We start from the raw sequence: 25,900 nt of genomic DNA, 5'->3' as shown, positions 1-25,900 counted from the left end.
AGAGGTCCCCCCCGAGCGCGCGTTCGTATATCGACCGATCGTGCGGACCGTTTCCTCCGGTACTGAACATGTTCAGAAACTACTACGATGACCGTATGAGCAACACCCGCCCCCGCGCCGTCGTGGCCGGCGCCTCCGGATTCATCGGCACCGCAATCGTCGACGCGCTCACGACCGACGGTTATACCGTCGACACGATCGGGCGCGCGTCCGGCAGGACGTGGGACGATGCGGCCGCCGTGGCCCGCCTCATCGACGGCGCGGATCTCCTCGTCAACCTGGCAGGCAAATCGGTGGACTGCCGCTACACCGATCGCAACCGCGACGAGATCCTGCGCTCGCGGGTCGCGACGACGCGCGACCTCTCCGCTGCCGTCCGCCGGGCCGCACAACCGCCGCGACTCTGGGTCAACGCGTCGACCGCCACGATCTACCGTCACGCGACCGACCGGCCGAACTCCGAATCAGACGGCGAGCTCGGGAGCGGCTTCTCCGTCGACGTGGCACGCGCATGGGAGGCGGCGTTCTTCAACGGCGAGCTTCCGCGGACGCGCCGCGTCGCCCTGCGGATGGCCATCGTCCTGGGCCCGGGGCCCGCCACCGCCATGCTGCTGACGCTGGCCCACGTCGGCCTCGGCGGCCCGCAGATCGATGGTCCGATCATGCCGCACCGCCGCTATCGCGGCATCGGCGATCACCCGACCGGGAGCACCGCACCCTGGTATCGCACGCGCGGGCGGCAGCGGTTCAGCTGGGTGCACATCGACGACGTCGTGGGCACGCTGCGCTGGGTCGATGCGCACGAGGACATGGCGGGAATCGTCAACGTCGTGAGTCCGCACGCATCGGATAACCGCACCCTCATGCGAGAGCTGCGCTCCACCGTCGGGATGCCGTTCGGCGTTCCCTCCTGGCGGTGGATGCTCGAACCCGCGATGTGGCTCCTGCGCACCGAACCGGAACTCGTGCTGAAGAGCCGTTGGGTCGTCCCCGAGCGCCTCCTCGAAGCGGGGTACCGGTTCCGCTACACGGAGCTGGCCGACGCGCTGCGCGCCGCCGCCGGCTCGATCAGGCGTCGACCGGGACGGCCGAGACGGTCCGGTCGATCGTGAACTGTCCGAGAACGCGCGAGCCGTCGTAGATCACGGCCGTCTGACCCGGAGCCACGCCGTCGAAGGCAGTGTCAGGGGTCACGACGATCTCGTTCTCGGTGATCTCGGCTCGGGCCGGGACAGGATCGGCGTGCGCCCGGATCTGCGCTTCGCAGGCGAAGACGCGCTCGGACGGCGCCCGCCCGGCCCACGTGAAGCGGCCCCCCGCGATCTCAGCGGTCGCCAGCGCCTCCTTCGGACCCACCACGACACGGTTGTCCACCGGGCGCACCTCGAGCACGAAGCGAGGCTTGCCGTCCGGCGCTGGAACGCCCAGCTGGAGGCCTCGGCGCTGACCCACGGTGAACGCGTGCGCCCCCTCGTGACGTCCGACCACCGCTCCCGTGCGGTCGACGATCTCGCCCGCCTCGGCGCCGACCTTCTCGGCGAGCCACCCTCGGGTGTCGCCGTCGGGGATGAAGCAGATGTCGTGACTGTCGGGCTTCTGCGCGACCGTCAGACCACGCTCGGCCGCCTCCGCGCGCACCTCGCCCTTCGAGGGCGTCGACCCGAGCGGGAAGTAGGTGTGGGCGAGCTGCTCCGCCGTGAGCACGCCGAGGACGTACGACTGGTCCTTCGCGGCATCCGACGCGCGGTGCAGCTCGCGTCCCTCGGGGCCGTCGACCAGGAGGGCGTAGTGACCGGTGCACACAGCATCGAATCCGAGTTCGATGGCGCGCTCGAGGAGCGCCGCGAACTTGATCTTCTCGTTGCACCGCATGCACGGGTTCGGTGTCCGGCCGGCGCGGTACTCCGCGACGAAGTCGTCGATGACGTCATCGCGGAAGCGCTCGGAGAAGTCCCAGACGTAGAAGGGGATGCCGAGGAGGTCGGCGGCGCGGCGCGCGTCCATCGCATCCTCGATCGTGCAGCAGCCGCGGCTGCCGGCCCGCAGCGTGCCGCCCGCGCGGGAGAGCGCGAGGTGTACGCCGACGACGTCGTGCCCGGCGTCGACGGCTCGGGCCGCGGCGACCGCCGAGTCGACGCCGCCGCTCATCGCAGCCAGTACTCGCATCGCCCCAGTCTACGTGCGGGCTGCACGCCCGGCGCGGGCGGCGACCGCACGCCGGTGCACCTCGGGAAGGGCCGCGAGGAACGCGTCGACGTCGGCGTCGGTGCTCGTGCGCCCGAGGGTCAGACGCAGCACCGCACGGGCGTCGTCGGCGTCACGTCCCAGGGCGAGCACGACGTGCGAGGGCTCCGTGACCCCGGCCTGGCAAGCCGAACCGGTCGACACCGCGATCCCGACCGTGTCGAAGAGGAACAGGAGAGTCTCGCCGATCGTGCCCGGGAAGAGCACATGGACGTTGCCGGGCAGCCGGTCGCGAAGATCGCCCAGGATGACCGCCGACGGCACGAGCGATCGGATGCCCTCGATCAGGCGACCGCGAAGGCGCTCGACCCGGACCGCCTCGTGGGCGCGCTCGGCCTCGGCGATGTCGAGCGCCGCCGCGAACGCCGCCGCCCCGGCGACATCCTGGGTACCCGCGCGAAGCCCCCGCTGCTGGCCACCGCCGTGCGCGAGGGGTGTCAGCTGCGCGTGGCGCGACACGACGAGCGCGCCCGTGCCCACTGGGGCGCCGACCTTGTGGCCGGAGACGGACATGGCCACGAGGCCGTCGGGCGTCGCGCCCCCGTCCCGCCACGCCGCGAAGTCGAGGGCGACGGTGCCGAGCGCCGCGACCGCGTCGAGGTGCAGCGGCACCCCCGCGTCGCGCGCCGCCCGGGCGAGCGCCGCCGCATCGTTGCGCGTTCCGACCTCGTTGTTGGCGACGAGCGCGGTCGCGAGAGCAGCGCCGGGCAGCGCGTCGGCGAACAGAGCGGGATCGATCCGGCCGACGGAGTCGAGACCGACGGGGCGCACGGCGGCACCCCAGCGCGACGCGAGCCACGCGACCGCATCGATCGTGGCGTGGTGTTCGCCGTCAGGCAGCACGATCGGCCCGATCGCGGAGGACTCGGCGCCGGCGTCGGCGGCGAGCCAGAGCCCCTTGACGGCCAGGTTGATCGCCTCGGTCCCCCCGGACGTGAAGATCACCTCGATGGGCTCGCAGCCGAGCGCCGACGCGACCGCATCGCGCGCATCCTCGAGGAGCCGGCGCGCCGCCTGTCCCGCGCCGTGCACCGACGAGGCGTTGCCGAGCGTCTCGTGGGCCGACAGCCACGCATCGCGCGCTTCCGGGCGGAGCGCGGTCGTCGCAGCATGATCGAGATAGACGACCATCCGACCTCCCCGGGCGTTCACCGACGCTCATTACTGTAGATCGCATGCCCGACAGCACCAGCCCAGCCGGACTGCACGATCCCCGGTTCACCGACCTCGGCGTCACGCTCCGCGAGAACGGCGGCACCCTTCGGGTCTGGTCCGAGCGGGCGACATCGATCGACGTGGTGCTGTTCGATGACGACGACCTCGACTGGGCCGTCGACGAGCGACCGCTCGAGCCCGTCGGCGACGGGATCTGGGCAGCCGACATCGAGACGCTGCGGCCGGGAGTCCGGTACGCGCTGCGCGTGGATGGACCGCACGGGGCGGGCAACGTCTTCAACCCCCAGACCCTTCTGCTCGACCCGTACGCTCGCGGCGTCGTCTCGGGCGCCCCGGGCGATCACCGCTCGGTCGTGATCGACTCGGGCTTCGACTGGGGCGGCATCCGTAAACCGCGGGTCCCCCGGGACCGCACGGTCATCTACGAAGCGCACGTCAAAGGCCTCACCAAGCGGCATCCCGACATCCCCCCGGCGTTGCACGGCACATACGCCGGACTCGGTCACCCGGCGATGATCGACCATCTCCGCTCGCTCGGCGTCACGAGCGTCGAGCTTCTGCCGATCCACGCCTTCGAGAGCGAGCCGCGGCTGCTCGCTCTGGGGCTGGCCAACTACTGGGGCTACAACACGCTCGGGTTCTTCGCGCCCCACGCGGCCTACGCCACGCAGGACGCGCGCCGCAGCGGCCCCACCGCCGTCCTGAAAGAGCTCAAACGCACAGTGCGCGCTCTTCACGCCGCCGGCATCGAGGTCATCCTGGACGTCGTCTACAACCACACCGCCGAACTCGAGCTGGGCGGACCGCGGTCGAGCTTCCGAGGCATCGACAACCGCGGCTACTACCGCCAGCAGGACGACGGCGCCTACATCGACGTGACCGGCTGCGGCAACTCCGTCGACACGTCGACCCACGCCGCCGCACGACTGATCCTCGACTCTCTGCGCTATTGGAGCGAGGAGGTGCAGATCGACGGGTTCCGCTTCGACCTGGCTGTGACCCTCGGTCGTGACGCCGAGCACGTGTTCGATCCGGACCACCCGTTGCTGCGGGCGATCGCCGACGACCCCATCCTGCGCGACGACAAGATCATCGCGGAGCCGTGGGACGTCGGGCTGGGCGGCTGGCACACCGGCGGGTTCGGCGACGGATGGCAGGAGTGGAACGATCGCTACCGCGACGGGGTCCGCAACTTCTGGCTCAGCGACATCGACTACCTGCGCCGAGCCGGAACCTCACCGGCCGGCGTCGGCGGACTCGCCACGCACCTCGCGGGCTCTGCGCCGCTGTTCGGCGCGAAGCGCGGTCCGCTGGCGGGGGTGAACTTCATCACCGCGCACGACGGCTTCACCCTGCGCGACCTGGTCTCTTACGACGTCAAGCACAACGACGCCAACGGCGAGCAGGGCCGCGACGGCGCAGACACGAACCGGTCCTTCAACCACGGCGCCGAGGGCGACACGTCGCTCGAGCACATCCTGTCTGCGCGGCATCGCGCGATCCGAAACCTGGTCGGGACCCTCCTGCTGTCGGCCGGAGTGCCGATGCTGACCGCCGGAGACGAGATGGGCCGCACACAACTCGGTAACAACAACGCCTACTGTCACGACAGCGCCCTGACCTGGGTCGATTGGCAGCTCGCGGACTGGCAGGTCGACCTGCTCGCGCACGTGCGGGAACTCACGCGGCTGCGCGCCGAGAACCCGGCCCTGCGCCCCGTGCGGTACGCCGCCCCGGACGACGAGGTGCCCGAGGCATCCGTCATCCAGTGGTTCGACGCGCAGGGCCAGCCCATGACGCAGGCGACATGGACCGATCCGGAGCAGCGCACCCTCCAATACGTCGCGACGTCGACGCCGGCGCACGAACCCGCCAACTGCGTGCTCCTCATCATCCACGGCCGCGAGGACGACGCCGAGGTCGTGCTGCCACCCGTCGGCGCGGCGTCATCTCTGGTGTCCCTCTGGTCGAGCGCCGACGAGCGTCCCCGAGAGAACGGCGCGCGATTCGCCCCGGGCGACCGCCTCACCCTCTCGGGGCCGACGTTGCATTTGCTCAGAGCGGAGTGAGGCGCAAGCCCGTTTTTCGAACTCGTCCACCGCGATAGATTCGAGCCGTGGCATCAACGACGCGCACGACCTCACCCGCCCCGTTCCGCAGCACCGCCGAGATCCCCGGCCGCCCCGCCGCGCCGCTTCCGTCGGCCGGCGACACGGTCACGGGACGCATCCCGCTCCAGCGCCCCGCCCCCTCGGTTCCGGGTGGCCGGTTCCGTCCCTCCGCCTTCGCCGGCGAAGCCGTGCCGTTCCGAGTCACGGCGTTCCGCGAAGGGCACGACGCGATCGGTGTGCATCTGCGGCTGTTCTCGCCCGATGGACGTGAGTCGTTGCACCGGCTGACGCCCCTCAACGACGGATTCGACCGGTGGTCCGTCCTCATCGCCCCGCTCGCCGAGGGCGTGTGGCGCTTCCGCTACGAGGCTTTCGGTGACGACTTCGCCACCTGGCAGCACGCCGCCGCAATCAAGATCGCCGCCGGAGTCGACGTTCCTCTGATGCGCGAGGCTGGCGCCCTCCTGCTCGTGCGCGCTGCCGCAGAGAAGTCCCGCCCCGCTGCCGAGCGCAAGATCCTCGAGAAGGCCGCCGCGAGACTTCGGGACGCCGCGGTCGACGCGGTCGATGCGCTCGCGGTCGTCCGCGACGCCGATCTCGCGCGCGTCTTCGCCGATCGCCCGCTCCAGTCGCTCGTGACGGTCGGCGACGAGCACGAGCTGCTCGTCGAACGCGAGCGCGCGGGCGTCGGCGCCTGGTACGAGTTCTTCCCCCGCTCCGAGGGCGCCGAACGTCTCTCCGACGGCTCCGTCCGCAGCGGCACGTTCGTCACCGCGCGAGACCGCCTGCCCGCCGTCGCCGCCATGGGGTTCGACGTCCTCTACCTGCCACCCATCCACCCGATCGGGCGCACTCACCGCAAGGGGCCGAACAACACCCTGACCGCCGGCCCGGATGATCCGGGCTCGCCCTGGGCGATCGGCGGCCCCGAGGGCGGTCACGACGCGGTGCACCCCGACCTCGGGACGCTCGAGGACTTCCGCGGCTTTCTCGCCGCGGCCTCCGGCGCGGGCCTCGAGGTCGCGCTCGACCTCGCGCTGCAGGCATCCCCCGACCACCCCTGGGTCGCGGAGCATCCCGAGTGGTTCACCACGCTGCCCGACGGCTCGATCGCGTACGCCGAGAACCCGCCCAAGAAGTACCAGGACATCTACCCGGTCAATTTCGACAACGACCCCGCGGGCATCCGCGCCGAGGTGCTGCGGGTCGTGCGCCACTGGATCGCGCAGGGCGTGCGGATCTTCCGCGTCGACAACCCGCACACCAAGCCTCTGCAGTTCTGGGAGTGGCTGATCGCGACCGTTGCCGACGAGACGCCCGGCGTCGTCTTCCTGGCGGAGGCGTTCACCCGCCCCGCCCCGATGCAGGGCCTCGCGATGGCCGGGTTCCAGCAGAGCTACTCGTACTTCACGTGGCGGAACACCAAGGAGGAGCTCGAGGAGTTCCTGACCTCGGTCGCCCACGACACGGCCGACTTCATGCGTCCGAACCTCTTCGTGAACACCCCCGACATCCTCACCGAGTACCTGCAATACGGCGGCCGCCCCGCCTACAAGATCCGCGCCGGGATCGCCGCCACCGCGGGGGCGTCCTATGGCGTGTACGCGGGGTACGAGCTCATCGAGAACGTCGCGCGCCCGGGGTCGGAAGAGAACATCGACAACGAGAAGTACGAGTACAAGTTCCGCGATTGGGCGGGCGCCGAGGCACGCGGCGAGTCGCTCGCTCCCTACCTCACGCGCCTCAACGAGGTACGGCGCACCCACCCCGCGCTCCGTCAGCTCCGGAACCTCTCGTTCCACTGGTCCGACGACGAGGCGATCGTGGTCTTCTCCAAGCATCTTCCCGGCGCACTGACGGCCGACGGCAGGGACGACACGATCCTCGTCGTCGTCAACGTCGACCCGCATTCGGCACGCGAGACGACGGTCCACCTCGACACGTCGGTCTGGGGCGTCGCCCCCGGCGACGAGTACGAGGTCGAGGATCTGCTCACCGGCGCCGTCTGGACCTGGAACGACCACAACTATGTGCGGCTCGACGCCTTCGCCGAGCCCATGCACATCCTGCACGTGAAGGAACGCCGATGAACGCCCCCGCAGACCACGTCCTCGACTCGGTCGCCACCGGCTCGTACCACGCTCCGCACGACGTGCTCGGCTCGCACCAGACCGAGGACGGCTGGGTGATCCGCGTGCGCCGCCCGCTGGCTCGCACGGTCACCGCCGTTTTCGCGAACCAGCCCGAGGCTTCGTTCCGCCACCTCCGCGCCGGCGTGTGGGAAGCGGCTCTCGACGAACGCCCTGAGGCCTACCGGGTCGTGGCCACATACGATGAAGCGCCAGCCTGGGTGTCCGATGACCCGTACCGTCACCTTCCGACGATCGGCGAGCTCGACCTGCACCTCATCCGCGAAGGTCGCCATGAAGAGCTCTGGCGCGTCCTCGGCGCTCATGTCCGCCTGCACAACGGCGTCCCGGGGGTGTCGTTCGCCGTCTGGGCGCCGAACGCGCGCGCGGTCCGGGTGATCGGTGATTTCAACGGCTGGGACGGCCAGGGCCACGCGCTGCGTTCGATGGGCGACTCCGGGGTCTGGGAGCTCTTCGTTCCGGGGCTGAACGCCGGCGCTGTCTACAAGTTCCAGATCCTCACGGCCGACGGTGCATGGATCGATAAGGCCGACCCGATGGCCCGCCAGTCGGAGGTGCCGCCCGCGACCGCGTCGATCGTCGCCGCGAGCTCCTACGAGTGGGAGGATGCCGCGTGGCTCGATCGGCGCAGCACGTCGACGCCCGTCTCCCAGCCGATGTCGGTCTATGAGGTGCACCTCGGGTCGTGGCGTTCCGGACTCGGTTACCGAGACGCCGCCGACCAGCTCATCGACTACGTTCGCGAACAGGGCTTCACCCATGTCGAGTTCCTGCCGCTGGCCGAGCACCCGTTCGGCGGCTCGTGGGGTTACCAGGTGTCGGGGTACTACTCCCCGACCAGCCGCTTCGGCTCACCCGATGATCTGCGCTACCTCATCGACCGGCTTCACCAGGCGGACATCGGCGTCATCATGGACTGGGTCCCCGGGCATTTCCCGAAGGACTCGTTCGCGCTGGCGCGATTCGACGGGCAGCCGCTGTACGAGCACCCGGACCCCCGCCGCGGCGAGCACCGCGACTGGGGAACGCTGATCTTCGACTACGGACGCAACGAGGTGCGCAACTTCCTCGTCGCGAACGCCCTGTACTGGTTCGAGGAGTTCCACGTCGACGGCCTCCGGGTCGATGCTGTCGCCTCCATGCTCTACCTCGACTACTCCCGCGAGGAGGGGCAGTGGGAGCCCAACGTGCACGGCGGGCGTGAGAACCTCGAGGCCGTCTCGTTCCTCCAGGAGGTCAACGCGACCTCGTACAAGCGCTACCCCGGCATCGCCATGATTGCGGAGGAATCCACGAGCTTCCCGGGCGTGACCGCACCGACGGAGTGGGGCGGCCTCGGCTTCGGGTTCAAGTGGAACATGGGGTGGATGAACGACTCGCTGCAGTACATCAAGCGAGACCCGATGTACCGGGGCCACCACGAGGGTGAGCTGTCGTTCTCATTCGTCTACGCGTTCAGCGAGAACTTCGTCCTGCCCATCAGCCACGACGAGGTCGTGCACGGCAAGGGAAGCCTGTTCACCCGGATGCCCGGCGACCACTGGCAGAAGCTCGCCAACATGCGCGCCTACCTCGCGTACATGTGGGGACATCCGGGCAAGCAGCTGCTGTTCATGGGGCAGGAGTTCGGGCAGATGTCGGAATGGTCCGAATCACGCGAGCTCGACTGGTGGATGCTCGACCAGCCGGCGCACCGTGGGCTGCACGCGTTCGTTGCGGACATGAATCGCACGTACCGAGACCAGTCCGCCCTCTGGTCCCGCGATTCGGACGGCGAGGCCTTCAGCCGTCTCGGCGCCCCCAACTGGAACCCGAACGTCATGGCGTTCGCGCGCCGCGACAACCACGGGAACACCGTCGCGGTGATCTGCAACTTCTCGGGAGTACCGCTGCACGACTACACGCTCGAACTGCCGGCGGATGGCGCGTGGCGCGAGGTCCTGAACAGCGACGCCGAGGCATACGGGGGTTCCGGTGTGGGAAACTTCGGCACCGTGCACGCGACCGACGGACGAGCGACCATGGTGATCCCTCCGCTCGGCGTGTTGTGGCTGCACCACGCTCCCGACGCCGCACCTGGGGTCTCGGAAGACTGAACGAACGCCGCGGGCCCGGGGTATGTCACCAACGTGACACCCCGGGCCCGCGGCGTTCGTCTCAGAACATCAGAGAGGTGAGCCGCCGGCGCGCGCTGATGACTCGCGGGTCGGCGTCTCCCACGAGGCCGAACAGCTCGAGGAGCCTGTCGCGCACCGTCGATCGAGCATCCCCGTCGACCGCGGCGAACAGATCCAGGAGTCGGCCGAACGCGTCGTCGACGTGACCACCGGCGACATCGAGGTCGGCGACGCGCAGCTGCGCGTCGACATCGTGCGGCGCGGCCGCGGCTGCGGCGCGGGCCTCACCGAGGTCGACGCCCTGCACGCGGTCGAGGAGCTTGACCTGTCCGAGACCTGCCTGAGCGTCGGCGTCGCGCGGGTTCTCCGCGAGCGCCCGCTCGTAAGCGCTGATCGCACGCGGGTAGTCGCCCGCTTCGATCGCAGCGAAGGCTTCGGCATGCAGCGGGGGCAGCGGCGGCTCGGCGGCCTCTTCCGGTGCGTCCGTCTCCCCTTCCAGGGGAACGGTGCCGGTGACACCGTGCTGAGACGCGAGTTGAAGCAGCTGCGCGAAGACCTCGCGCACCTGCTGCTCGGGCACCGCTCCGGTGAACAGCGGCACGGGCTGCCCTGCCACCAGCGCGACCACCATCGGGATCGACTGCGCTCGGAACCCTTGCGCGAGCTGCGGGTTGGCGTCGACATCGACCTTGGCGAGGACGACGCGACCGGCCAGCTCGGTGACGACCTTCTCGAGCACGGGGCTCAGCTGCTTGCACGGGCCGCACCATTCCGCCCAGAGATCCACGACGACGGGTACCGTTCGCGAGAGCTCGAGGACCTCACCGAAAGTCTGGTCGGTTACGTCGAAGATCAGGCTCGATGCACTCTCGGACGGCTGCCCGGCGGGTGCCGACGCGGGCGCCGGGCCCGTGGGGCGGTTACGCAGCGACGACAGATCGAGCGCGCCACGGAGCACGGCGTTGGAGGAAGGATCACTCATTCATACGACCTTTGCTGAGAGGACATTGGAACGGTAGCCGAGGAACTGGATCGGCTCGGATGAGCCGGCGCCGGGCACGAAGAAGAACAGCTGGTCCGCGTACGTGGTGGTGAAGCCGGTGGACGACTGCGACACTCCTGTCAGCGCGCTCGCGACCGGGTTGGTGTCGGGCACGTTGATCACGGCATCCGGATTGCTCGGCTTGAACGTGTGGTCCTCTGTGATGGTCACCGCCACGACGGCGCCGCTCTCGAGCGTCTGGAGGGCGATCGGCGGCTGCGTCCCGGCCTGGGTCGTGAACGAGACCGTGCCCGTCTCCGCACCTGTCTGGTTGAAGTCGTTGACGATCTGCTCGCGGTTGGAGGTGACGCCCGCACGGAAGGCGTCACCGTCCGCTTCGAACAAGCCCGCATAAGGACTCGCGTCGCCGTTGGTCAGCAGGTCGGCGTATGCGGCCGCGAGGTCCTTCGGCGGCAGGACGAGGAACGGCGAGTCCGGCGCCACCTGCGCGGCACCCAGGTATGCCGGTGCGAGTTCCGGGAACGAATCGGTCGCCAGCTCGGCGATGTAGCCGAGCTTGTAGTTGGACCAGGGATCCTGCTGACTGACCGTCATGATCGTGTCAGCTGCGCCCTCGCCGCCTTCGACGACCGCGAGGAAGGTACGCGGCCACTTCTCGAAAGTCTCCGGCAGGAGGATCTCGAGGGGTTCCGCCGGGATGGGCGGCAGGGGGGCACGATCGGTGATCTTGGAGCGGAGGGTGTAGTTGGTCTCGCGCTCCGCGAGCGCCGGCCCCGCGAGCCGCGTGCCGGCGAGGGCGGCGTCAGCGCTCGCGTCGGCGGTCGAGACGTCTTCCGCGATACGCGTGAGGATGCGCTCGGCCTGCTGCTGGGTCACCGCCGGCGGCGCCTGATCGGGGTCGGCGACGACCGTCGTCGTCGGCGAGGGAGTCGGGCTCGGGGCCAACTGGGGCCAGGCGTCCGCCGAGCACCCCGTCAGCGCCACGAGGGAGACCAGCGGGAGTGCCAGGAGAGCCTGACGCCCGCGTGTCAGGCGGCGTCGTGGCGGCGTGGACGAGATGACGCCCTTCGCTTCCGCGTCCGTCGCGAGATCGATGGGCTGAGTGGCGCTCATCGGAAGCCCCTTCCGTCGCGGACCGCGCGAGCGACGCAGATGGCGCCAGCCGAGCGCGTACATGACGATTCCGAACGCGAGGAGGATTCCACCGGCCACGATCAGCGGGCCGGCCCAGGGCGTGTTCGACTCGATCGGCCACGTCACCTGGATGTCGGCGGGCGCGGGCGCGGTGCCGTCCGATGCGATCAGGACGCTCATGTCCTGCGGCAGCTGCAGGGATGTGGTCAGCGCGTCATCGCGCTGGAACTCTTCGAGCCAGAGATCCGACCCGACCGGTGACGGCATCGCCGGGATGTTGCCGTCGGCATCCGGCGTCGGCGCGGACGAGGCCGCGACCTGGGAAGTCGTGATCGCCCCCTCGGCGTCGACGCCGAGGAGGGTGTAATCGGTGCGCGCGAGCCACGCGGTCACGTCGGACGTGCGGCCGTATGCGGCGAAGACGGTCCCGGTCCCCTGGACGCTCAATGCCTGCGCGCCGGGGCGCGAGGTGAGCACGGCGCCGTCGATGAGGGTGAAGGGGGCGTCTCCCGTCACCGTCACCGACTCGGTGACGGTCTCGGGCCCACGCAGGATCGTGCGCTGCGCGATACCCGCCCCGATCATGACGGTGGCCAGGACGAAGGCGACTACAGCCCACACGAAACGCACGAAGAAAACCTCTCCACATTCGGAACGGGACCACCGAACGCTTGATCGACGTTCCAGAGTATCCAAAACGACCTGAAAGGGTCGTGAAAGGGGCGCCTCCCAACGAAAGTTCGCGCGGCTCGTAAAGTGAAGTGATTCGACCCCGGAGGCGTTCGTGAAGATCCAGAACCCGTTTCGCACTGCGCTGATCGCCACGCTCGGCGTCGGCGTCGGCATCGTGATCATCGGGGGCATCCAGACCCTCTCGACCATCCTTCTCTATGTCGGCACCGCGCTCTTCCTCGCTCTCGGGCTCGACCCGGTGGTCTCGTGGCTCGAGCGGCGACGCCTACCACGGTGGGCAGCGCTCCTGATCACCTTCGCAGCACTGCTCGCGGCCTTCGCCGGCATCATCCTCATGGTCGTGCCGATCATCGTCTCGCAGATCTCGCAGCTCGTGGCCGCCATCCAGGACCTCGTCACCAACGGCGACTGGGACCCGGTCAACGCCGTCAAGGACTGGCTGACCGTCACCTTCCCGCAGCTGAACGTCGACGAGCTGTTCCAGTACCTCTCCGACTGGTACAACTCGCTCGACATCGGGGCGATCGGCGGGTCGATCACGGGCTCGATCATCCTGATCGGCGGTGGCATCATCAGCGGGTTCACCGGCGCGGTCATCGTGCTCATCCTGACGATCTACTTCACGGCGTCGACCCCGAACCTGAAGGCTGCGGTCTATCAGCTCGTGCCCGCGTCGCGACGGCCGCGCTTCATCGACCTGGCCGAGCAGATCACGGCATCCGTCGGCTTCTACGTCATGGGCCAGGTGTCCCTGGGCGTCATCAACGGTGTGCTCAGTGCCATCTTCCTGAGCGTGATCGGCGCCCCCTTCCCCGCGGTGCTCGCGGTCATCGCCTTCTTCTTCTCGCTCATCCCCCTGGTGGGAACCCTCACCGGGTCGGCGATCATCGTGCTCACCTGCCTGATACCCGGACTCGCGGAACCCCAGACCGCGCTGTGGGCGGCGATCTGGTACCTCGTGTACATGCAGGTAGAGGCGTACCTCATCTCGCCGCGCATCATGAACCGTGCCGTATCGATCCCCGGCGCGGTGGTGGTCATCGCAGCCCTCGCCGGAGCCGCGCTGGGGCAGCTCCTCGGAGCGCTCGTGGCGATCCCGGTGGCAGCCAGCATCCTGATCATCTACCGCCAGGTCGTGATCCCGCGGCAGAACGAGCGCTGACGCTCAGGACGCGTCGTCCGCCGCGTGATCGTCGTCCCACTCTTCGGCGAGCGGCAGCGCGTCGGGGTTGACGGCCGCGACGATCTCGGTGAGCACCCGACGGGTCTGGTTCTCCCCCACCCACAGGTGTTTGCCGCCCTCGACGGCGATGAGCGTCGCATGCGGGATCGAGGCGAAGCGCTGACGCGCCTCGTCCGGGCGGAGGTAGTCGTCGAACTCGGGCACCACGATGACGACTCGTCGATCGTCGCCTGCCCAGGCAGCGACCTCGTCGGCTGTGGCCCGGTGCAACGGCGGCGAGAGGAGAACGACGCCCTCGATGTCGTGGTCGCGCCCGTATTTGAGGGCGAGCTCGGTTCCGAAGGACCAACCGACCAGCCAAGGACGCGGCAGGCCCCGATCGCGCACGAACGCCATCGCCGCCGCGACGTCGAACACCTCGCCGACACCGCCCTCGAACGTCCCCTCGCTGGTCCCCCGAGGCGATGTCGTTCCTCGGGTGTTGAAACGCAGCACGGCGAGGTCGGCGAGGGCGGGGAGGCGCCCGGCCGCCTTGCGCAGGATGTGCGAGTCCATGAATCCGCCCGCCGTCGGAAGCGGATGCAGGGTGACGAGCGTCGCGACCGGTTCGCGATCCTGTGGCAGCGCGAGCTCGCCGACCAGGGTCAGCTCGTCGAGCGTGCGGAGCTCGATGTCCTCACGACGTGCGGGGAGCTGAACGGGTCCGCGGATTTCGAAGCTCATGCGATCCTCCAACAAGCCGAATGCCAATGCCGACGCGCGGCGAGGTCCGCGGCGTCGCCCAGGACACCGTCCGCCCGCCACGCGACCACATGCGCCGTGGCGGGCGCGATGTCACGCCCGCAGCCCGGGCAGGTATAGGTCTTCTGCGCTTGCGCGGCCGACACCGGCTGCACGGTCCATTCGACGCCACGTCGCGTCTCGGAGCGCTTCCAGCCGCTCAGCAGCCGCTCGAGCGAGTCGTCGCGCGGTTCCGGCCGTCGCCTGTTGGAACGGGGCATGACGCGCGCAGTCACCACCAGTGGTTGCTGGACCAGAAGGCATACGCCTCGCTCCAGCTGCCGTAACGTCCGACGGCGTAGCCGTTCGCCCACGTGAGGTTGTCGACGGGGTCGTACCCACTGCCCGGCACCTTGCTGCAGGGATAGGCCTGAACGAGACCGCAGGCCCCCGACGAAGCGTTCGTCGCGTTCGGGTTCCAGCTGCTCTCGCGCGACACGATGTAGTCGACGTAGCCCCAGTCGCTCTCCGGGATGCCGGCGGCGCTCAGCCAGTCGGCGGAAGATCCCCCGCCGGAGTACAGGACCGGCGCTGCGCGCGACGTCCCGGTGCTCTCGCCTTCCACCGGGGTGGGGGTCGGGGTGGGGGTCGGCGTCGGCTTGGGAGCGACGTACACGGTGAAGCCGCTGCGATCGAGCTGAGCGGGCGTCGTCGCCGTTCCGTCACCGGACAGCGCCTGCGCGTCGCCGCGCGACTCGGCCCACAGCGAGACGACTTCGACGGGCTTCTCCTGGGCGACCGCGAGTGCGGCGCCGAGCGGTGCCAGAGCGCCGCCCGCCATACCGAGCGCAGCGACCGCGGCGAAGACGGAGGACACACCGCGACGTCGCGACCAGCGCGCGGAGACCGGCGTGCTCCGGCGACGAGCCGGGACGCGCGTCGTGCGCCGGGAGACAGTCGAGCGGGAAGTCACAATGCCCTCGAGTTTAGCGAGGCGTGCAGCTTCTCTCCATCAGACTCACCCGATGGCGAGAATCACCGACACCACGCCGTCGAGAACCGCATCGACCTGCGCTTCGCGGTAGCCTCCGCGCTGCATGCGGAACGCGACCGATCGCACCTGCTCGACGGTGAGCGGTTCACCCGATTCGAGGTAACGGGCGATGCGGTGCGCCACGAGGTCGACCTCGTCCATGCGATAGCCGTACGACAGCACACCCACACGATCGAATCTCCGCCGCTCGGGACGCGACAGCCGGTCGAGGATCTCCTGGGCGAGATTGCGTGAGCGGCCGACCCAGGCGCGGGCGCCCGCACGTGACAGGGCACGTTCCCGCTCGCGCGCCGCGAATGCGTCCTCGATCCGTCCGATCGCGGCGTCGACGGGGGCGACGGCATACCCGCCGCGCACGAGCGGGAAGGCGGTCGCGCGAATCGCGGCGGAGTCGAGGTCGTCCTCCTCGGACGCCTCGAACGCTTCGCGAGCGCGCCGCAGGAAGGCATCCACAGCGGCTCGGTCGTATCCCTTGGCTCGTCCCTGCACCTCGGGGAACGGGCTCGTGGAAAGGGAGGTATCGGTCGAGGTCATGACATCACCAGAGGGGACAGAGCGTGGAAGAGGACGAGCGCCACGACGGTGGACGGCAGGATCGAGTCGAGTCGGTCGAGCACTCCCCCGTGGCCCGGCAGCCACGAGCTCATGTCTTTGATGCCGAGATCACGCTTGATCATCGACTCAGCCAGATCGCCGACCGTGGCGGAACCGAGGATGACGATACCGATGATGACGCCGGTCCACGCCGGGAGTCCGAGAAGCAGCCAGGCGAACCCGACAGCGACGAGCATCGCCACCACGCCCGCGCCTGCGAAACCCTCCCAGGTCTTCTTCGGGCTGATTCGCGGGGCCATCGGATGCTTGCCGAAGGCGAGCCCAGCGGCATAGGCGCCGGTGTCCGCGCCCACCACGACGGCGATCATCGCGAGGACCCAGAACTCTCCGCCGTCCTCGCGCAGGAGGATGAGCAGCAGGCTTCCGAGGAACGGGACGTAGAGCTGAACGAACCCGCTGATGAGCACGTCGCTGAGCACCTGGCCGTAGCTACGGCTCTCGCCGCTCACCATCTGCGCCATCAACCGCCAGACGATCACCGTGACCACGGCGGCGAAGACAACGACCCAGTGCGTGCCGGCATCGAGGAGGAAGCCCGCCGCCAGCACCGCGGCGCCGGCGACCAGCTGTGGTGCGACGTCCACGCGTCGTCCCGCGGCCTGCAGGGCTCGGACGAACTCGAAGACGCCGAGCAGCGCGACGGGGATCGCGAAGAGGACGAACACCCACTTCACGAAGATGAGCGACCCGATCACGACGACGCCGATGGCGACCCCGATCAGGATCGCGACGAAGAGATTGCGTCCGGTCCGCGCGTTGATGCGCTCGTTCGCCTGCTCGAAGTCGGCCCGAGCTCGGCCGATGTGCTGTTCGAACTCCGTTCGCGCGGCACGCACCTGATTCTGAAACGCCGAATCACCGTGCTCGCGCGAACGGGACCGCTCCCGCTCGGATCGAGACGGGGCGTCGTCGCCGGGTGCGCTCATCGGTCTCAGACCTCGAGAAGCTCGGCCTCTTTGCGCTTGAGCGCGTCGTCGATGAGGTCGACGTGTGCACGCGTGAGACCGTCGAGTTCCTTCTCCGCACGCACCAGCTCGTCCTCGCCGACCTCGCTCTTGAGACCATCGAGCTCGTCCTTGGACTTCCGCCGGATGCCGCGCAGGTGGACCTTGTGGTCCTCGCCCTTCGAACGGACGAGCTTGACGTACTCCTTGCGGCGCTCCTCCGTGAGCTCGGGCATGGTGACGCGCACGATGTTGCCGTCGTTCGTCGGGTTCACGCCGAGGTTGGGGGTGTCGCGGATCGCCTGCTCGATCGCCTTGAGCGCCGACTTGTCGTACGGCGTGACGATGATCGTGCGGGCCTCGGGGTTGTTGAGCGACGCGAGCTGCGCGAGCGGAGTCGGCGACCCGTAGTAGTCGACGAGGATCTTCTGGAACAGCGCCGTGTTGGCGCGCCCCGTGCGCACGGTGGAGAAGTCCTCCTTGGCCGCCTCGACGGCGCGTTCCATGCGGGCTTTCGTGTCAGCGAGGATCTCGGGGATCACGTCACTCCATTCGTCGGTACGTCCGGTCAAGTCTAGTCTGCAGGCGGGCGGGGCTCAGACGGTGACGAGCGTGCCGATGCGCTCGCCCAGCAGTGCGCGCGTGACGTTCCCCGCCGGCTCCATGCCGAAGACGCGCATGTCGATGCCATTGTCCATGCACAGGCTGAATGCGGTGGAGTCCACAACCTTGAGCCCCTGTTGCAGCGCCTCGCCGTAGGTGATCTGCTCGATCCTCTCCGCCGTGGGGTCCTTCTTCGGGTCGGCCGTGTAGACCGCGTCGACACCGTTCTTGGCCACCAGGACCTCATCGGCCTTGATCTCGAGGGCGCGCTGCGCCGCCACCGTGTCGGTGGAGAAGTAGGGCAGACCGGCGCCGGCGCCGAAGATGACGACGCGACCCTTCTCCATGTGGCGCTCCGCGCGACGGGGAATGTACGGCTCAGCGACCTGCGTCATCGAGATGGCCGACTGCACGCGCGTTGCGGCGCCGGCCTGCTCGAGGAAGTCCTGCAATGCGAGAGCGTTCATCACGGTGCCGAGCATGCCCATGTAGTCGGCGCGACCGCGGTCCATCCCGCGCTGGCTCAGCTCTGCGCCTCGGAAGAAGTTCCCGCCGCCGACGACGATGGCGACCTCCACCCGGTCGGCGGCCTCAGCGATCTCGCGGGCGATCTGCCCGACGACATCCGGGTTCACGCCCAGCTGGCCGCCACCGAATGCCTCGCCCGACAGCTTCAGCAGGACGCGACGGCGCCCGGTCTTCTCATCGTTCATCGTGTCCCTCTCATCGCTGTGTTGCAGAGTATCGCCCAGTTGGGCATGGAAAAGGCCCGCATCCGAAGATGCGGGCCTTTCGGGCTGCTACGCGCCGACCTTGAACCGAGCGAAGTCGGTGATGGTGATGCCGGCGTCCTTCGCGACCTGCGCGACGGACAGCTTGTTGTCCTTCGCGTAGTCCTGGTCGAGGAGGGCGACCTGCTTGAAGAACGCACCCACGCGGCCCTCGACGATCTTGGGAAGGGCGGCCTCGGGCTTGCCCTCGTTGCGGGAGATCTCGGTGACGATCTCGCGCTCCTTCTCGACGTCGGCCTCGGGAACGTCCTCGCGCGACAGGTAGCTGGGGTTCGCGAACGAGATGTGCTGCGCGATCGAGCGGGCGGTCTCCGCGTCCGAGCCCGAGTACGCCACGACGACGCCGATCTGCGGGGGCAGGTCCTTGCTCGTCTTGTGCAGGTAGATCTCGAACGAGTCGCCGGTCAGCGTGCGCACGCGACGCAGCTCGACCTTCTCGCCGATGATGGCGGCCTCATCGTTGATGAGCTGCTCGATCGTCTGGCCCGACGCGTCTGCGGCGAGGGCAGCCTCGACCGAGTCGGCGGATGCCGCGGCGGCCGCGTCTGCGACCTTGTCGGCCAGAGCGATGAAACGGTCGTTCTTCGCGACGAAGTCGGTCTCGCATGCGAGCTCGACGAGGGTGACCTTCCCGTCCTGCTCACGCGCGACGACGAGGCCCTCGCTCGTGGAGCGGTCGGCACGCTTCGCGTTGCCCTTCGCACCCTTGAGGCGGAGGATCTCGACGGCCTTCTCGACGTCGCCGTCGGCCTCTTCGAGGGCCTTCTTGGTGTCGACCATTCCGGTGCCGAGCTGCTCGCGCAGAGCCTTGATGTCGGCGATGGTGAAGTTTGCCATGAGTGGCGGCTCCTTCTGTCTGTATGAAATCTCGTGGATGCCGATCGGCGCGGCCGGGCTCAGCCGCGGCCGCGCCGATCGTAGCTGGTCAGGAAGACGCGCTGATTACTTCTCGGTGGCCTCGGCGGCGACGGCCTCGGTCTGCGCCTCGGCACCGGCCTCGTCGGCGGCCGTCTCCGTCGCGGCGACCTCAGCGTCAGCGCCCTCGACCGGGGCGTTCTCGGCGGCAGCGGTCTCTGCAGGAGCGCTTTCGAGCAGCTCGCGCTCCCAGTCGGCGAGGGGCTCGGCCTCGGCCGACTCGTCGGACGGCTGGTGGCGCTGGATGAGGCCCTCGGCAGCAGCGTCGGCGACGATGCGCGTGAGCAGGCTCACCGAACGGATCGCGTCGTCGTTGCCGGGGATGGGGTACTGGAACTCGTCGGGGTCGGCGTTCGTGTCGAGGATGCCGATCACGGGGATGCCGAGCTTCTTGGCCTCATCGATCGCGAGGTGCTCGCGCTTGGCGTCGACGACCCAGATGGCCGACGGGGTCTTCTGCAGGTTGCGGATACCGCCGAGCGACTTGTGCAGCTTGTCGAGCTCGCGCTTCTTGAGCAGCAGCTCCTTCTTCGTGAAGCCGCTGGCTGCGGGGTTCTCGAAGTCGAGCTCCTCGAGCTCCTTCATGCGGGCGAGGCGCTTCGAGACCGTCTGGAAGTTGGTCAGCAGACCACCGAGCCAGCGCTGGTTCACGTAGGGCTGACCCACGCGGGTCGCCTGCTCGGCGATGACCTCCTGCGCCTGCTTCTTGGTGCCGACGAAGAGGATGGTGCCACCGTGGGCGACCGTCTCCTTGACGTACTCGTAGGCGCGGTCGATGTACGACAGCGACTGCTGCAGGTCGATGATGTGGATGCCCGAGCGCTCGGTGAGGATGAAGCGCTTGACTTTCGGGTTCCAGCGGCGGGTCTGGTGCCCGAAGTGGACGCCGCTGTCGAGCAGCTGGCGAATGGTGACGACGGCCATGGCCGTTCTCCTTCTGTTTCGGTTGATTCGCCGGGCCGACGGCCCGGTACTCCTGGCGCCCGACACACTTCCGCTCGCCGCCGGAGCGGGAGACCTGGGGAAGATGCGCCACGATCGGGAACCGATCGCTCAGGGCACGCGTAGTCACCTCGACGAGCGAGGCGCGGTGATCAGTGTAGCAGTGAGCCGCTCCTCCCCGACGCTGCGTGCGAACGGTTTGCCCACGTGTCGCGGCCGACGTCGCTGCGGCGGACGAACGGGACTCGAGACTCGACTCGTGACCCGTTCCCCGGCCGCCCTGCTCGCAGCAGCGCTCCTCATCGTGAGCACGTTTCTTCCCGACGCCGTCGCGCCAGGTGGTGAGCCGCGTCCCTCACCCGGCTGGACCATGCCGCTGCGCGGAGCCGCGGTCGCGCGAGGCTTCGAAGCTCCGGCACATGAGTACGCTCCCGGGCATCGAGGGGTCGACCTCGCCAGCGGGGGCGAGGTCGAGGTCGTCGCGCCGGCGAACGGTGTCATCGCGTTCGCGGGGCCCGTCGCCGGCCGCCCCGTCGTGACGATCGACCACGGCGACGGGGTGGTGACCAGTCTCGAGCCGGTCGACACGGCCCTGCAGACCGGGACGGCGGTGGTTCAAGGGGAGCTGGTGGGAACCGTGGCGTCCGGCGGCCATACGGGCGACGGCACGATCCACTTCGGAGTCCGGCGTAACGGTGAGTACATCAACCCGCTCCTGATGATGGGCGGCCTCACCAGGCCGATCCTGTTGCCGTGCTGCTAAGGGTCAGTCGTTCCCGATCATGTTGCGGTCACCGCTCTGGGTGACCGCTCCCAGGCGATCCGCGTCGACGTGGTTGTCGTTGCCCGATACCGCTACGGTGCCGACCTCGTCGGCGTCGACGGAGTTGCGGTCTCCCGCGATGGTGAGGGCGCCGACCCTGGCGGCATCCACATCGGCGGATTGCCCCGTGATCTCGAGCGAGTCGACCGAGCCGAGGTCGATCTCGATGCGATCACCACTCGCGAGGACATTTGCGACGCGCGCTCGCTCGAGGTCGACGTCGAGCGAAGCACCCTCGATGCGGACCACGTCGCACTCGCCGGCGAAGGCGAGGTCGAGGTCGGTTCCGCGGATCGCGACGACGCCGTCGATGCACGCGGGGTCGTTCGGCCCCGGCATCGCAGGAACCGTCGCGTCGGATGATGCTTCCGGCGTCGCGGCGGGCGAGGCCGAGGGAGACGCCGAGGTCTGCGGCGCCGTAGGCCGGACGATCCGGTCGGGCTCGTTCGACGCCACCGGCGCGCACGAAGCGAGCATCCCGACGAGCACAGTCGCGCCGATCGCTGCAGCAGCTCTTCTCATGCGTGCCCCCTCTTCGTGCTCCTCCGTGTGCTCTCCCAACGCTACGACGGCGGAGGGCCAGCGCACCATCATGCGCGCGGATGCGCTTGTCGATAGGCGGCGGCGAGCCGTTCCCCCGACACGTGCGTGTAGATCTGCGTCGTGCCGAGGCTCGCGTGCCCGAGGATCTCCTGAACGGCCCGCAGGTCGGCACCGCCATCCAGCAGATGGGTCGCGGCGGAATGCCGCAGAGTGTGCGGCCCGACGGCATCCACCCCGAGTGCGGGGCCGAGCTTCTCCGAGACCGTCGCGTATACGGCGCGCGCCGTCAGCCGACCACCGCGCGACCCGAGGAACACTGCACGCGCGGCTTCTGCTCGGCCTGCGGCGCGCGCCGCGAGCACCGGACGCCCGCGGACCAGGTAAGCCTGCACGGCGTCGAATGCCGGACCGCCTACGGGAACGACCCGGTCCTTATCGCCCTTGCCCATGACACGTGCCGTGCGGCGTTCGCTGTCGATGTCGTCGAGGTCCAGTCCGCATAGTTCGGACACGCGGATGCCGGTCGCGTACAGCGCTTCGAGGATCGCGTGGTCGCGGAGGAGAACCGGATCTCCGTCGGCCGCCCGCGCCCGCAGATCGTCGAGGACGGATGCCACCGTCTGAGCGGTCGCGACTTTGGGCAGGGTCCGCGCCCGCTTCGGTGACGCCAGGCGGAGGGCGGGGTCGCTGGCGATCGCGCCGCGCTCGGTCGCCCACGCGAAGAAGCCCCGGGCGGTCGCGGTACGGCGAGCGAGGGTGGACCGCGCCTCGCCCCGCTCACTCGCGCGCCAGACCCAATCGCGGAGCACCTCGATGTCCACCTCTTCGAGCTCGATGTCGCCCGACGCCGCAGCCAGATCGGCGAGGTCATTGCGGTAGGCGCGGACGGTGTTCTCAGCGAGCCTGCGGACGCGCAGCAGGTGGTCTGCGTACGCGTCCGCCGCCTCCGAGATGAGCATGCAGCCAGCATGACCGATCCGCAGGCACCGCCGGGCCAGGCTCGCGGGACGCCAGCCGTCAACTGCCCGCTCGACGCCACCCGCGTTCGTCGGACACGACTCGACCATCGAGCTCCAGGAGTCCCAGCCAGGCGCTCACTTCCTCGCCGGCCACGCCGGAGCGCCGAGCGATCTCTGCGACATCCCGGGGCGCTCGTGTGCTCAGCGCGTCGAGCACCCTCGTCGCATCGTCCGTACGGCCGTCGCTGTCGAGAGCCGCGGGAGGCCCGGGCTCCTTCGACCACCCGAGCAACTCCCGGACGTCGTCCGCGCTCGTGATGCACCGACCGTCGTACTCGCGGAGGATCCGGTGGCATCCTGCCGACGCCGCAGAGGTGACCGGCCCCGGTACCGCACCGAGGGCCCGCCCGAGCGCCGCTGCGTGGCCCGCGGTGTTCAACGAACCCGACCGCCACCCCGCCTCGACCACCACGGTGGCATCGGAGAGCGCGGCGATGACCCGATTGCGCTGCAGAAAACGCCACTTTGTCGGCGCCGTGCCGCACGGCACCTCGCTCACGACCACACCACGGCGCGACACCTCCGTCAGCAGGCCGGCATGGCCCGACGGGTACGCCTTATCGACGCCTCCCGCGAGCACGGCGATCGTGCTGCCGCCGACCGCGAGGCAGGCTCGATGCGCCGCAGCGTCGATCCCGACGGCGGCCCCGGACACGATCGTCACCCCCGCGACGCCCAGTTCTCCCGCGATCTCCCCCGCGACCTGCACACCGTACGCGGTCGCCGCGCGCGCTCCGACGAGCGCAACCGCCGCAGCTGGCGCCGCGAGAGCGTCTGCCCGTCCTCTGGCCCACAGCGCGACCGGGGCATGGATGCCGAGTTCCTCGACCCTCTCCGGCCAGGCGGGATCACCCGGCACGATGAGCCGTACCCCGACCCGCTTCGCCCGCTCGATCGCGTAGGAGTGGTCGTCCTGCCGCGGACGCCACCGGGCACAGGCGCGGCGCCAGTCCCGCACCTCGAGGCCGAGCTCCGCCGGGGGTGTGTCGTCTCGCAGCGCGCACTCGAGGGCGCGGAACGCCCCCAGCCGCTGTATTGCGAGCCCGGCGATGCCGTCTCCGGGCTCGGCCAGCACCGACCATCGGGCTCGCCCCCAGCGCTCGCGACCGCTCTCGGGATCCACGAGGCCGTCCGCGGGCACGAGCCCCGCCAACGCACTGCGCACCTCGTCGTCGCTCACTGCTGGAGCCCCTTCTTCAGGAACAGCGCGCGCCCGACGTCACCCGCGGTCAGCCGCTCGCGACCCGCGAGGTCGGCCACCGACCATGCCACCCGCAACACCCGGTCGTAGCCACGCAGGGTGAGCGCTCCGCGCTGGAGAGCCGCGTCGAGCGGAGCACGAACGCGCGGTTCGGGAGCGAGCGGTCCATCCCGCAGCCACGCGCCCGAGACAGCGGCGTTCGATCGCCACGGGGTCTCCGCCAATCGCAGAGCGGCACGCGACCGCGCGGCCGCGACCTGCTCGCGCGCGGTCGCCGTCGTCGTCTGCGCAGGACCGCGCGCCGTCAGGTCGGCGAGCGACACCCGCGAAAGTGAGAGCTCGATGTCGATGCGGTCCAGCAGCGGGCCCGAGAGCCGGCCGAGATAGCGGCGGATCGCGAGGGATGGGCACGAGCAATTGCCGCCACGGACGCCGTATTGTCCGCACGGGCAGGGGTTCGTGGCCAGCACCAGCTGGAACCTCGCCGGCAGAGTTGCCCGGAATCCCGCCCGGTGGATGTCGATCGACCCCGCCTCGAGTGGCTGACGAAGAGAGTCCAGCGCGTGGGCGCTGTACTCACCGGCCTCGTCGAGAAACAGGACGCCCCCGCTCGCCCGAGCGATCGCCCCCGGTCGCAGCGACCTGCTGCCACCGCCCACCAGCGCCGCGACGCTCACGCTGTGATGCGGCGCCTCGAACGGAGGAACTCTGCTCAGGCTGTCGACGACGGTGCCCGACAGCGAGCGAATCGATGCGACTTGCAGCGCGGTCTCGTCGTCGAGCGGGGGCAGGATCCCCGGCAGCCGACGTGCAAGCATGGTCTTCCCGGCACCGGGCGGACCGCTCATGAGCAGATGGTGGCCGCCGGCCGCCGCGACGACGAGCGCATCGATCGCCTCCTCCTGCCCTCGGATGTCCGAGAGATCGTCGACAGGCAGCCCGTCGCCGTCATGCTCTCCATCATCGGCGGGAACCGGCACCTCGGGTACCGCCTCGTCATCACCGTCGATCTCGAGCCCGTGCCAGCGCGCGACGCCCGCGAGGGTGCGGCATCCGACGACGCGGACCCCGTCGACGAGAGCGGCTTCTGCTCGGCAGGCCTCGGGGACGATGACCGTCCGCTTCCCCGCGCGCGCTGCGGCGATGACTGCGGGGAGAACTCCCGGTACCGGCCGCAGCCGCCCGTCGAGGCCCAGCTCGCCGATGTGGACGGTGTCGGCGAGCGACGTCGGGTCCATCGGGAGCTCCGTCGCGAGCGCCGCGACGGCGATGGCGACATCGAAGCCAGCTCCCTGCTTCGGAAGGCTCGCCGGTGAGAGATTGACCGTCACACGACGTCGTGACAGCGGCAGCCCGCTGTTCTGACAGGCGTTGTGCACCCGCTGCTGTGCCTCGGCGAGGGCTCGGTCGGCGAGTCCGACGATGCGGAACGCGGGCGTCTGGTTCGACAGGTCGGCCTCGACTTCCACGAGGTCACCGGCGAGCCCGGTGAGTGAGACCGCCCAGGTACGCCCGAGGCTCACCGCAGGTCCTCGACGTGCTCGAGCACCGCCGTATCGACGTCGTCGCCGGTGATACCGATGACGTCGAGACGGATCCGGCGACCGCGCACCTCCCCCGGGTGCGCGGCGATCCAGGCGCAGGCGAGCCGCCACAACCGGTCCTTCTTGCGTTCGTCCACCGCCTCGAACGGATGCCCGTACGCCGCGGTCCGCCGGGTCTTGACCTCGACGATGACGAGTTCGTCGCGCGATACGGCGACGATGTCGATCTCGCCCTGCCGATCGCGCCAGTTTCGATCCAGGATGTCGTACCCGAGGCGGGTCAGGTGCCGCGCGGCCCGCTCTTCACCGGCGCGGCCCCGGTCGTCTTTCGCTGCCATATGAGCACTCTCGCGCGGCGGCCGACGGCCCCGGGGT

General features: G+C 69.5%; 24 protein-coding genes. 6 read left to right on the top strand and 18 right to left on the bottom strand.

All coding sequences use genetic code 11. The annotated features are described in order from the left end of the window. The first annotated feature begins 95 nt into the window (after positions 1-95). Entirely contained in the window at positions 96-1,112 is a 1,017-nt protein-coding gene (locus VC184_RS07215; RefSeq protein WP_323987636.1) for an epimerase, read from the top strand. Here the strand turns inward: VC184_RS07215 and mnmA are convergent. Together mnmA and VC184_RS07205 are read right to left on the bottom strand one after the other, a co-directional pair. Continuing rightward, the gene (gene mnmA / locus VC184_RS07210) at positions 1,069-2,166 is read right to left on the bottom strand and encodes a tRNA 2-thiouridine(34) synthase MnmA (RefSeq protein WP_323987634.1); all 1,098 of its coding nucleotides are present in this window, start codon (positions 2,164-2,166) and stop codon (positions 1,069-1,071) included. The two genes, VC184_RS07215 and mnmA, sit on opposite strands and share 44 nt — an antisense overlap. Before the next feature lie 9 nt (positions 2,167-2,175). Then, entirely contained in the window at positions 2,176-3,375 is a 1,200-nt protein-coding gene (locus VC184_RS07205; RefSeq protein WP_323987737.1) for a cysteine desulfurase family protein, read from the bottom strand. Positions 3,376-3,419: 44 nt separating this feature from the next. Here VC184_RS07205 and glgX point away from each other — a divergent pair, with 44 nt between their 5' ends. From glgX to glgB, 3 genes are read left to right on the top strand one after another with little or no spacing between them, the layout of a single operon-like run. After that, on the top strand, positions 3,420-5,489 hold the full coding sequence (gene glgX, locus VC184_RS07200) for a glycogen debranching protein GlgX (RefSeq protein WP_323987633.1): 2,070 nt from the start codon (positions 3,420-3,422) through the stop codon (positions 5,487-5,489). Positions 5,490-5,536: 47 nt separating this feature from the next. After that, a complete protein-coding gene (locus VC184_RS07195; RefSeq protein ID WP_323987632.1) occupies positions 5,537-7,621 on the top strand; it encodes an alpha-1,4-glucan--maltose-1-phosphate maltosyltransferase in 2,085 nt (694 codons plus the stop codon). Continuing rightward, on the top strand, positions 7,618-9,777 hold the full coding sequence (gene glgB / locus VC184_RS07190) for a 1,4-alpha-glucan branching protein GlgB (RefSeq protein WP_282502524.1): 2,160 nt from the start codon (positions 7,618-7,620) through the stop codon (positions 9,775-9,777). The genes VC184_RS07195 and glgB overlap by 4 nt, the downstream gene beginning before the upstream one ends. A 61-nt stretch (positions 9,778-9,838) precedes the next feature. Here the strand turns inward: glgB and VC184_RS07185 are convergent, their stop codons facing one another. Beyond that, positions 9,839-10,780: a tetratricopeptide repeat protein gene (locus tag VC184_RS07185; protein ID WP_323987630.1), complete on the bottom strand. Its 942-nt coding sequence runs from the start codon at positions 10,778-10,780 to the stop codon at positions 9,839-9,841. Then, positions 10,781-12,565 (bottom strand): glycosyl transferase, encoded by a 1,785-nt coding sequence (locus tag VC184_RS07180; protein WP_323987628.1) that lies wholly within the window; start codon positions 12,563-12,565, stop codon positions 10,781-10,783. Between the two features lie 154 nt (positions 12,566-12,719). Here VC184_RS07180 and VC184_RS07175 point away from each other — a divergent pair, with 154 nt between their 5' ends. Then, on the top strand, positions 12,720-13,790 hold the full coding sequence (locus tag VC184_RS07175; RefSeq protein ID WP_114589351.1) for an AI-2E family transporter: 1,071 nt from the start codon (positions 12,720-12,722) through the stop codon (positions 13,788-13,790). A gap of 3 nt (positions 13,791-13,793) precedes the next feature. Here the strand turns inward: VC184_RS07175 and VC184_RS07170 are convergent, their stop codons facing one another. The 9 genes from VC184_RS07170 to rpsB all read right to left on the bottom strand — a co-directional run bounded on the left by VC184_RS07170 (position 13,794) and on the right by rpsB (position 20,377). After that, entirely contained in the window at positions 13,794-14,534 is a 741-nt protein-coding gene (locus VC184_RS07170; RefSeq protein ID WP_274177818.1) for an alpha/beta hydrolase, read from the bottom strand. Next, positions 14,531-14,812: a hypothetical protein gene (locus tag VC184_RS07165; RefSeq protein WP_114589594.1), complete on the bottom strand. Its 282-nt coding sequence runs from the start codon at positions 14,810-14,812 to the stop codon at positions 14,531-14,533. Before VC184_RS07165 ends, VC184_RS07170 begins: the two co-directional genes overlap by 4 nt. 11 nt (positions 14,813-14,823) lie before the next feature. Then, entirely contained in the window at positions 14,824-15,408 is a 585-nt protein-coding gene (locus tag VC184_RS07160; RefSeq protein ID WP_323987626.1) for an aggregation-promoting factor C-terminal-like domain-containing protein, read from the bottom strand. Between the two features lie 141 nt (positions 15,409-15,549). Beyond that, positions 15,550-16,119 (bottom strand): DivIVA domain-containing protein, encoded by a 570-nt coding sequence (locus tag VC184_RS07155; RefSeq protein WP_274177816.1) that lies wholly within the window; start codon positions 16,117-16,119, stop codon positions 15,550-15,552. Next, positions 16,116-17,036, bottom strand: coding sequence for a phosphatidate cytidylyltransferase (locus VC184_RS07150; RefSeq protein ID WP_323987624.1), 921 nt, complete (start codon positions 17,034-17,036; stop codon positions 16,116-16,118). The genes VC184_RS07155 and VC184_RS07150 overlap by 4 nt, the downstream gene beginning before the upstream one ends. A gap of 95 nt (positions 17,037-17,131) precedes the next feature. Beyond that, on the bottom strand, positions 17,132-17,686 hold the full coding sequence (gene frr / locus VC184_RS07145; RefSeq protein WP_112614568.1) for a ribosome recycling factor: 555 nt from the start codon (positions 17,684-17,686) through the stop codon (positions 17,132-17,134). A gap of 54 nt (positions 17,687-17,740) precedes the next feature. Further along, the gene (gene pyrH / locus VC184_RS07140; RefSeq protein WP_114589348.1) at positions 17,741-18,460 is read right to left on the bottom strand and encodes a UMP kinase; all 720 of its coding nucleotides are present in this window, start codon (positions 18,458-18,460) and stop codon (positions 17,741-17,743) included. 87 nt (positions 18,461-18,547) lie between these two features. Then, the gene (gene tsf / locus VC184_RS07135) at positions 18,548-19,375 is read right to left on the bottom strand and encodes a translation elongation factor Ts (RefSeq protein ID WP_323987623.1); all 828 of its coding nucleotides are present in this window, start codon (positions 19,373-19,375) and stop codon (positions 18,548-18,550) included. Between the two features lie 105 nt (positions 19,376-19,480). Then, entirely contained in the window at positions 19,481-20,377 is an 897-nt protein-coding gene (gene rpsB, locus VC184_RS07130; protein ID WP_323987622.1) for a 30S ribosomal protein S2, read from the bottom strand. A 277-nt stretch (positions 20,378-20,654) separates the two neighbouring features. Between rpsB and VC184_RS07125 the strand changes: the two genes are divergently transcribed. Further along, positions 20,655-21,158, top strand: a complete 504-nt coding sequence (locus VC184_RS07125) for a murein hydrolase activator EnvC family protein (protein ID WP_274177813.1) — start codon at positions 20,655-20,657, stop codon at positions 21,156-21,158. Between the two features lie 3 nt (positions 21,159-21,161). Here VC184_RS07125 and VC184_RS07120 read toward each other — a convergent pair whose 3' ends face one another. The 5 genes from VC184_RS07120 to VC184_RS07100 form a co-directional block, all read right to left on the bottom strand. Beyond that, a complete protein-coding gene (locus VC184_RS07120) occupies positions 21,162-21,740 on the bottom strand; it encodes a hypothetical protein (RefSeq protein WP_274177812.1) in 579 nt (192 codons plus the stop codon). Between the two features lie 68 nt (positions 21,741-21,808). Beyond that, positions 21,809-22,720 (bottom strand): tyrosine recombinase XerC, encoded by a 912-nt coding sequence (locus VC184_RS07115; protein ID WP_323987621.1) that lies wholly within the window; start codon positions 22,718-22,720, stop codon positions 21,809-21,811. A 58-nt stretch (positions 22,721-22,778) separates the two neighbouring features. Then, a complete protein-coding gene (gene dprA, locus VC184_RS07110) occupies positions 22,779-23,960 on the bottom strand; it encodes a DNA-processing protein DprA (RefSeq protein ID WP_274177810.1) in 1,182 nt (393 codons plus the stop codon). Then, positions 23,957-25,504 (bottom strand): YifB family Mg chelatase-like AAA ATPase, encoded by a 1,548-nt coding sequence (locus VC184_RS07105; protein ID WP_323987620.1) that lies wholly within the window; start codon positions 25,502-25,504, stop codon positions 23,957-23,959. The genes dprA and VC184_RS07105 overlap by 4 nt, the downstream gene beginning before the upstream one ends. Next, a complete protein-coding gene (locus VC184_RS07100; RefSeq protein WP_269266407.1) occupies positions 25,501-25,863 on the bottom strand; it encodes a YraN family protein in 363 nt (120 codons plus the stop codon). The genes VC184_RS07105 and VC184_RS07100 overlap by 4 nt, the downstream gene beginning before the upstream one ends. Between the last annotated feature and the right edge of the window lie 37 nt (positions 25,864-25,900).

The sequence above is a fragment of the Microbacterium plantarum genome (genome assembly GCF_035231185.1).
Classification (GTDB): Bacteria; Actinomycetota; Actinomycetes; order Actinomycetales; family Microbacteriaceae; genus Microbacterium; species Microbacterium plantarum.
This window is presented reverse-complemented; position numbering and strand designations above follow the sequence as displayed.

Coding starts and splice junctions, on each gene's coding strand:
- VC184_RS07215 (WP_323987636.1), top strand. CDS start 96: ATGAGCAACACCCGCCCCCGCGCCGTCGTGGCCGGCGCCTCCGGATTC.
- mnmA (WP_323987634.1), bottom strand. CDS start 2,166: ATGCGAGTACTGGCTGCGATGAGCGGCGGCGTCGACTCGGCGGTCGCC.
- VC184_RS07205 (WP_323987737.1), bottom strand. CDS start 3,375: ATGGTCGTCTATCTCGATCATGCTGCGACGACCGCGCTCCGCCCGGAA.
- glgX (WP_323987633.1), top strand. CDS start 3,420: ATGCCCGACAGCACCAGCCCAGCCGGACTGCACGATCCCCGGTTCACC.
- glgB (WP_282502524.1), top strand. CDS start 7,618: ATGAACGCCCCCGCAGACCACGTCCTCGACTCGGTCGCCACCGGCTCG.
- VC184_RS07185 (WP_323987630.1), bottom strand. CDS start 10,780: ATGAGTGATCCTTCCTCCAACGCCGTGCTCCGTGGCGCGCTCGATCTG.
- VC184_RS07170 (WP_274177818.1), bottom strand. CDS start 14,534: ATGAGCTTCGAAATCCGCGGACCCGTTCAGCTCCCCGCACGTCGTGAG.
- VC184_RS07165 (WP_114589594.1), bottom strand. CDS start 14,812: ATGCCCCGTTCCAACAGGCGACGGCCGGAACCGCGCGACGACTCGCTC.
- VC184_RS07155 (WP_274177816.1), bottom strand. CDS start 16,119: ATGACCTCGACCGATACCTCCCTTTCCACGAGCCCGTTCCCCGAGGTG.
- pyrH (WP_114589348.1), bottom strand. CDS start 18,460: ATGAACGATGAGAAGACCGGGCGCCGTCGCGTCCTGCTGAAGCTGTCG.
- tsf (WP_323987623.1), bottom strand. CDS start 19,375: ATGGCAAACTTCACCATCGCCGACATCAAGGCTCTGCGCGAGCAGCTC.
- rpsB (WP_323987622.1), bottom strand. CDS start 20,377: ATGGCCGTCGTCACCATTCGCCAGCTGCTCGACAGCGGCGTCCACTTC.
- VC184_RS07120 (WP_274177812.1), bottom strand. CDS start 21,740: ATGAGAAGAGCTGCTGCAGCGATCGGCGCGACTGTGCTCGTCGGGATG.
- VC184_RS07115 (WP_323987621.1), bottom strand. CDS start 22,720: ATGCTCATCTCGGAGGCGGCGGACGCGTACGCAGACCACCTGCTGCGC.
- VC184_RS07100 (WP_269266407.1), bottom strand. CDS start 25,863: ATGGCAGCGAAAGACGACCGGGGCCGCGCCGGTGAAGAGCGGGCCGCG.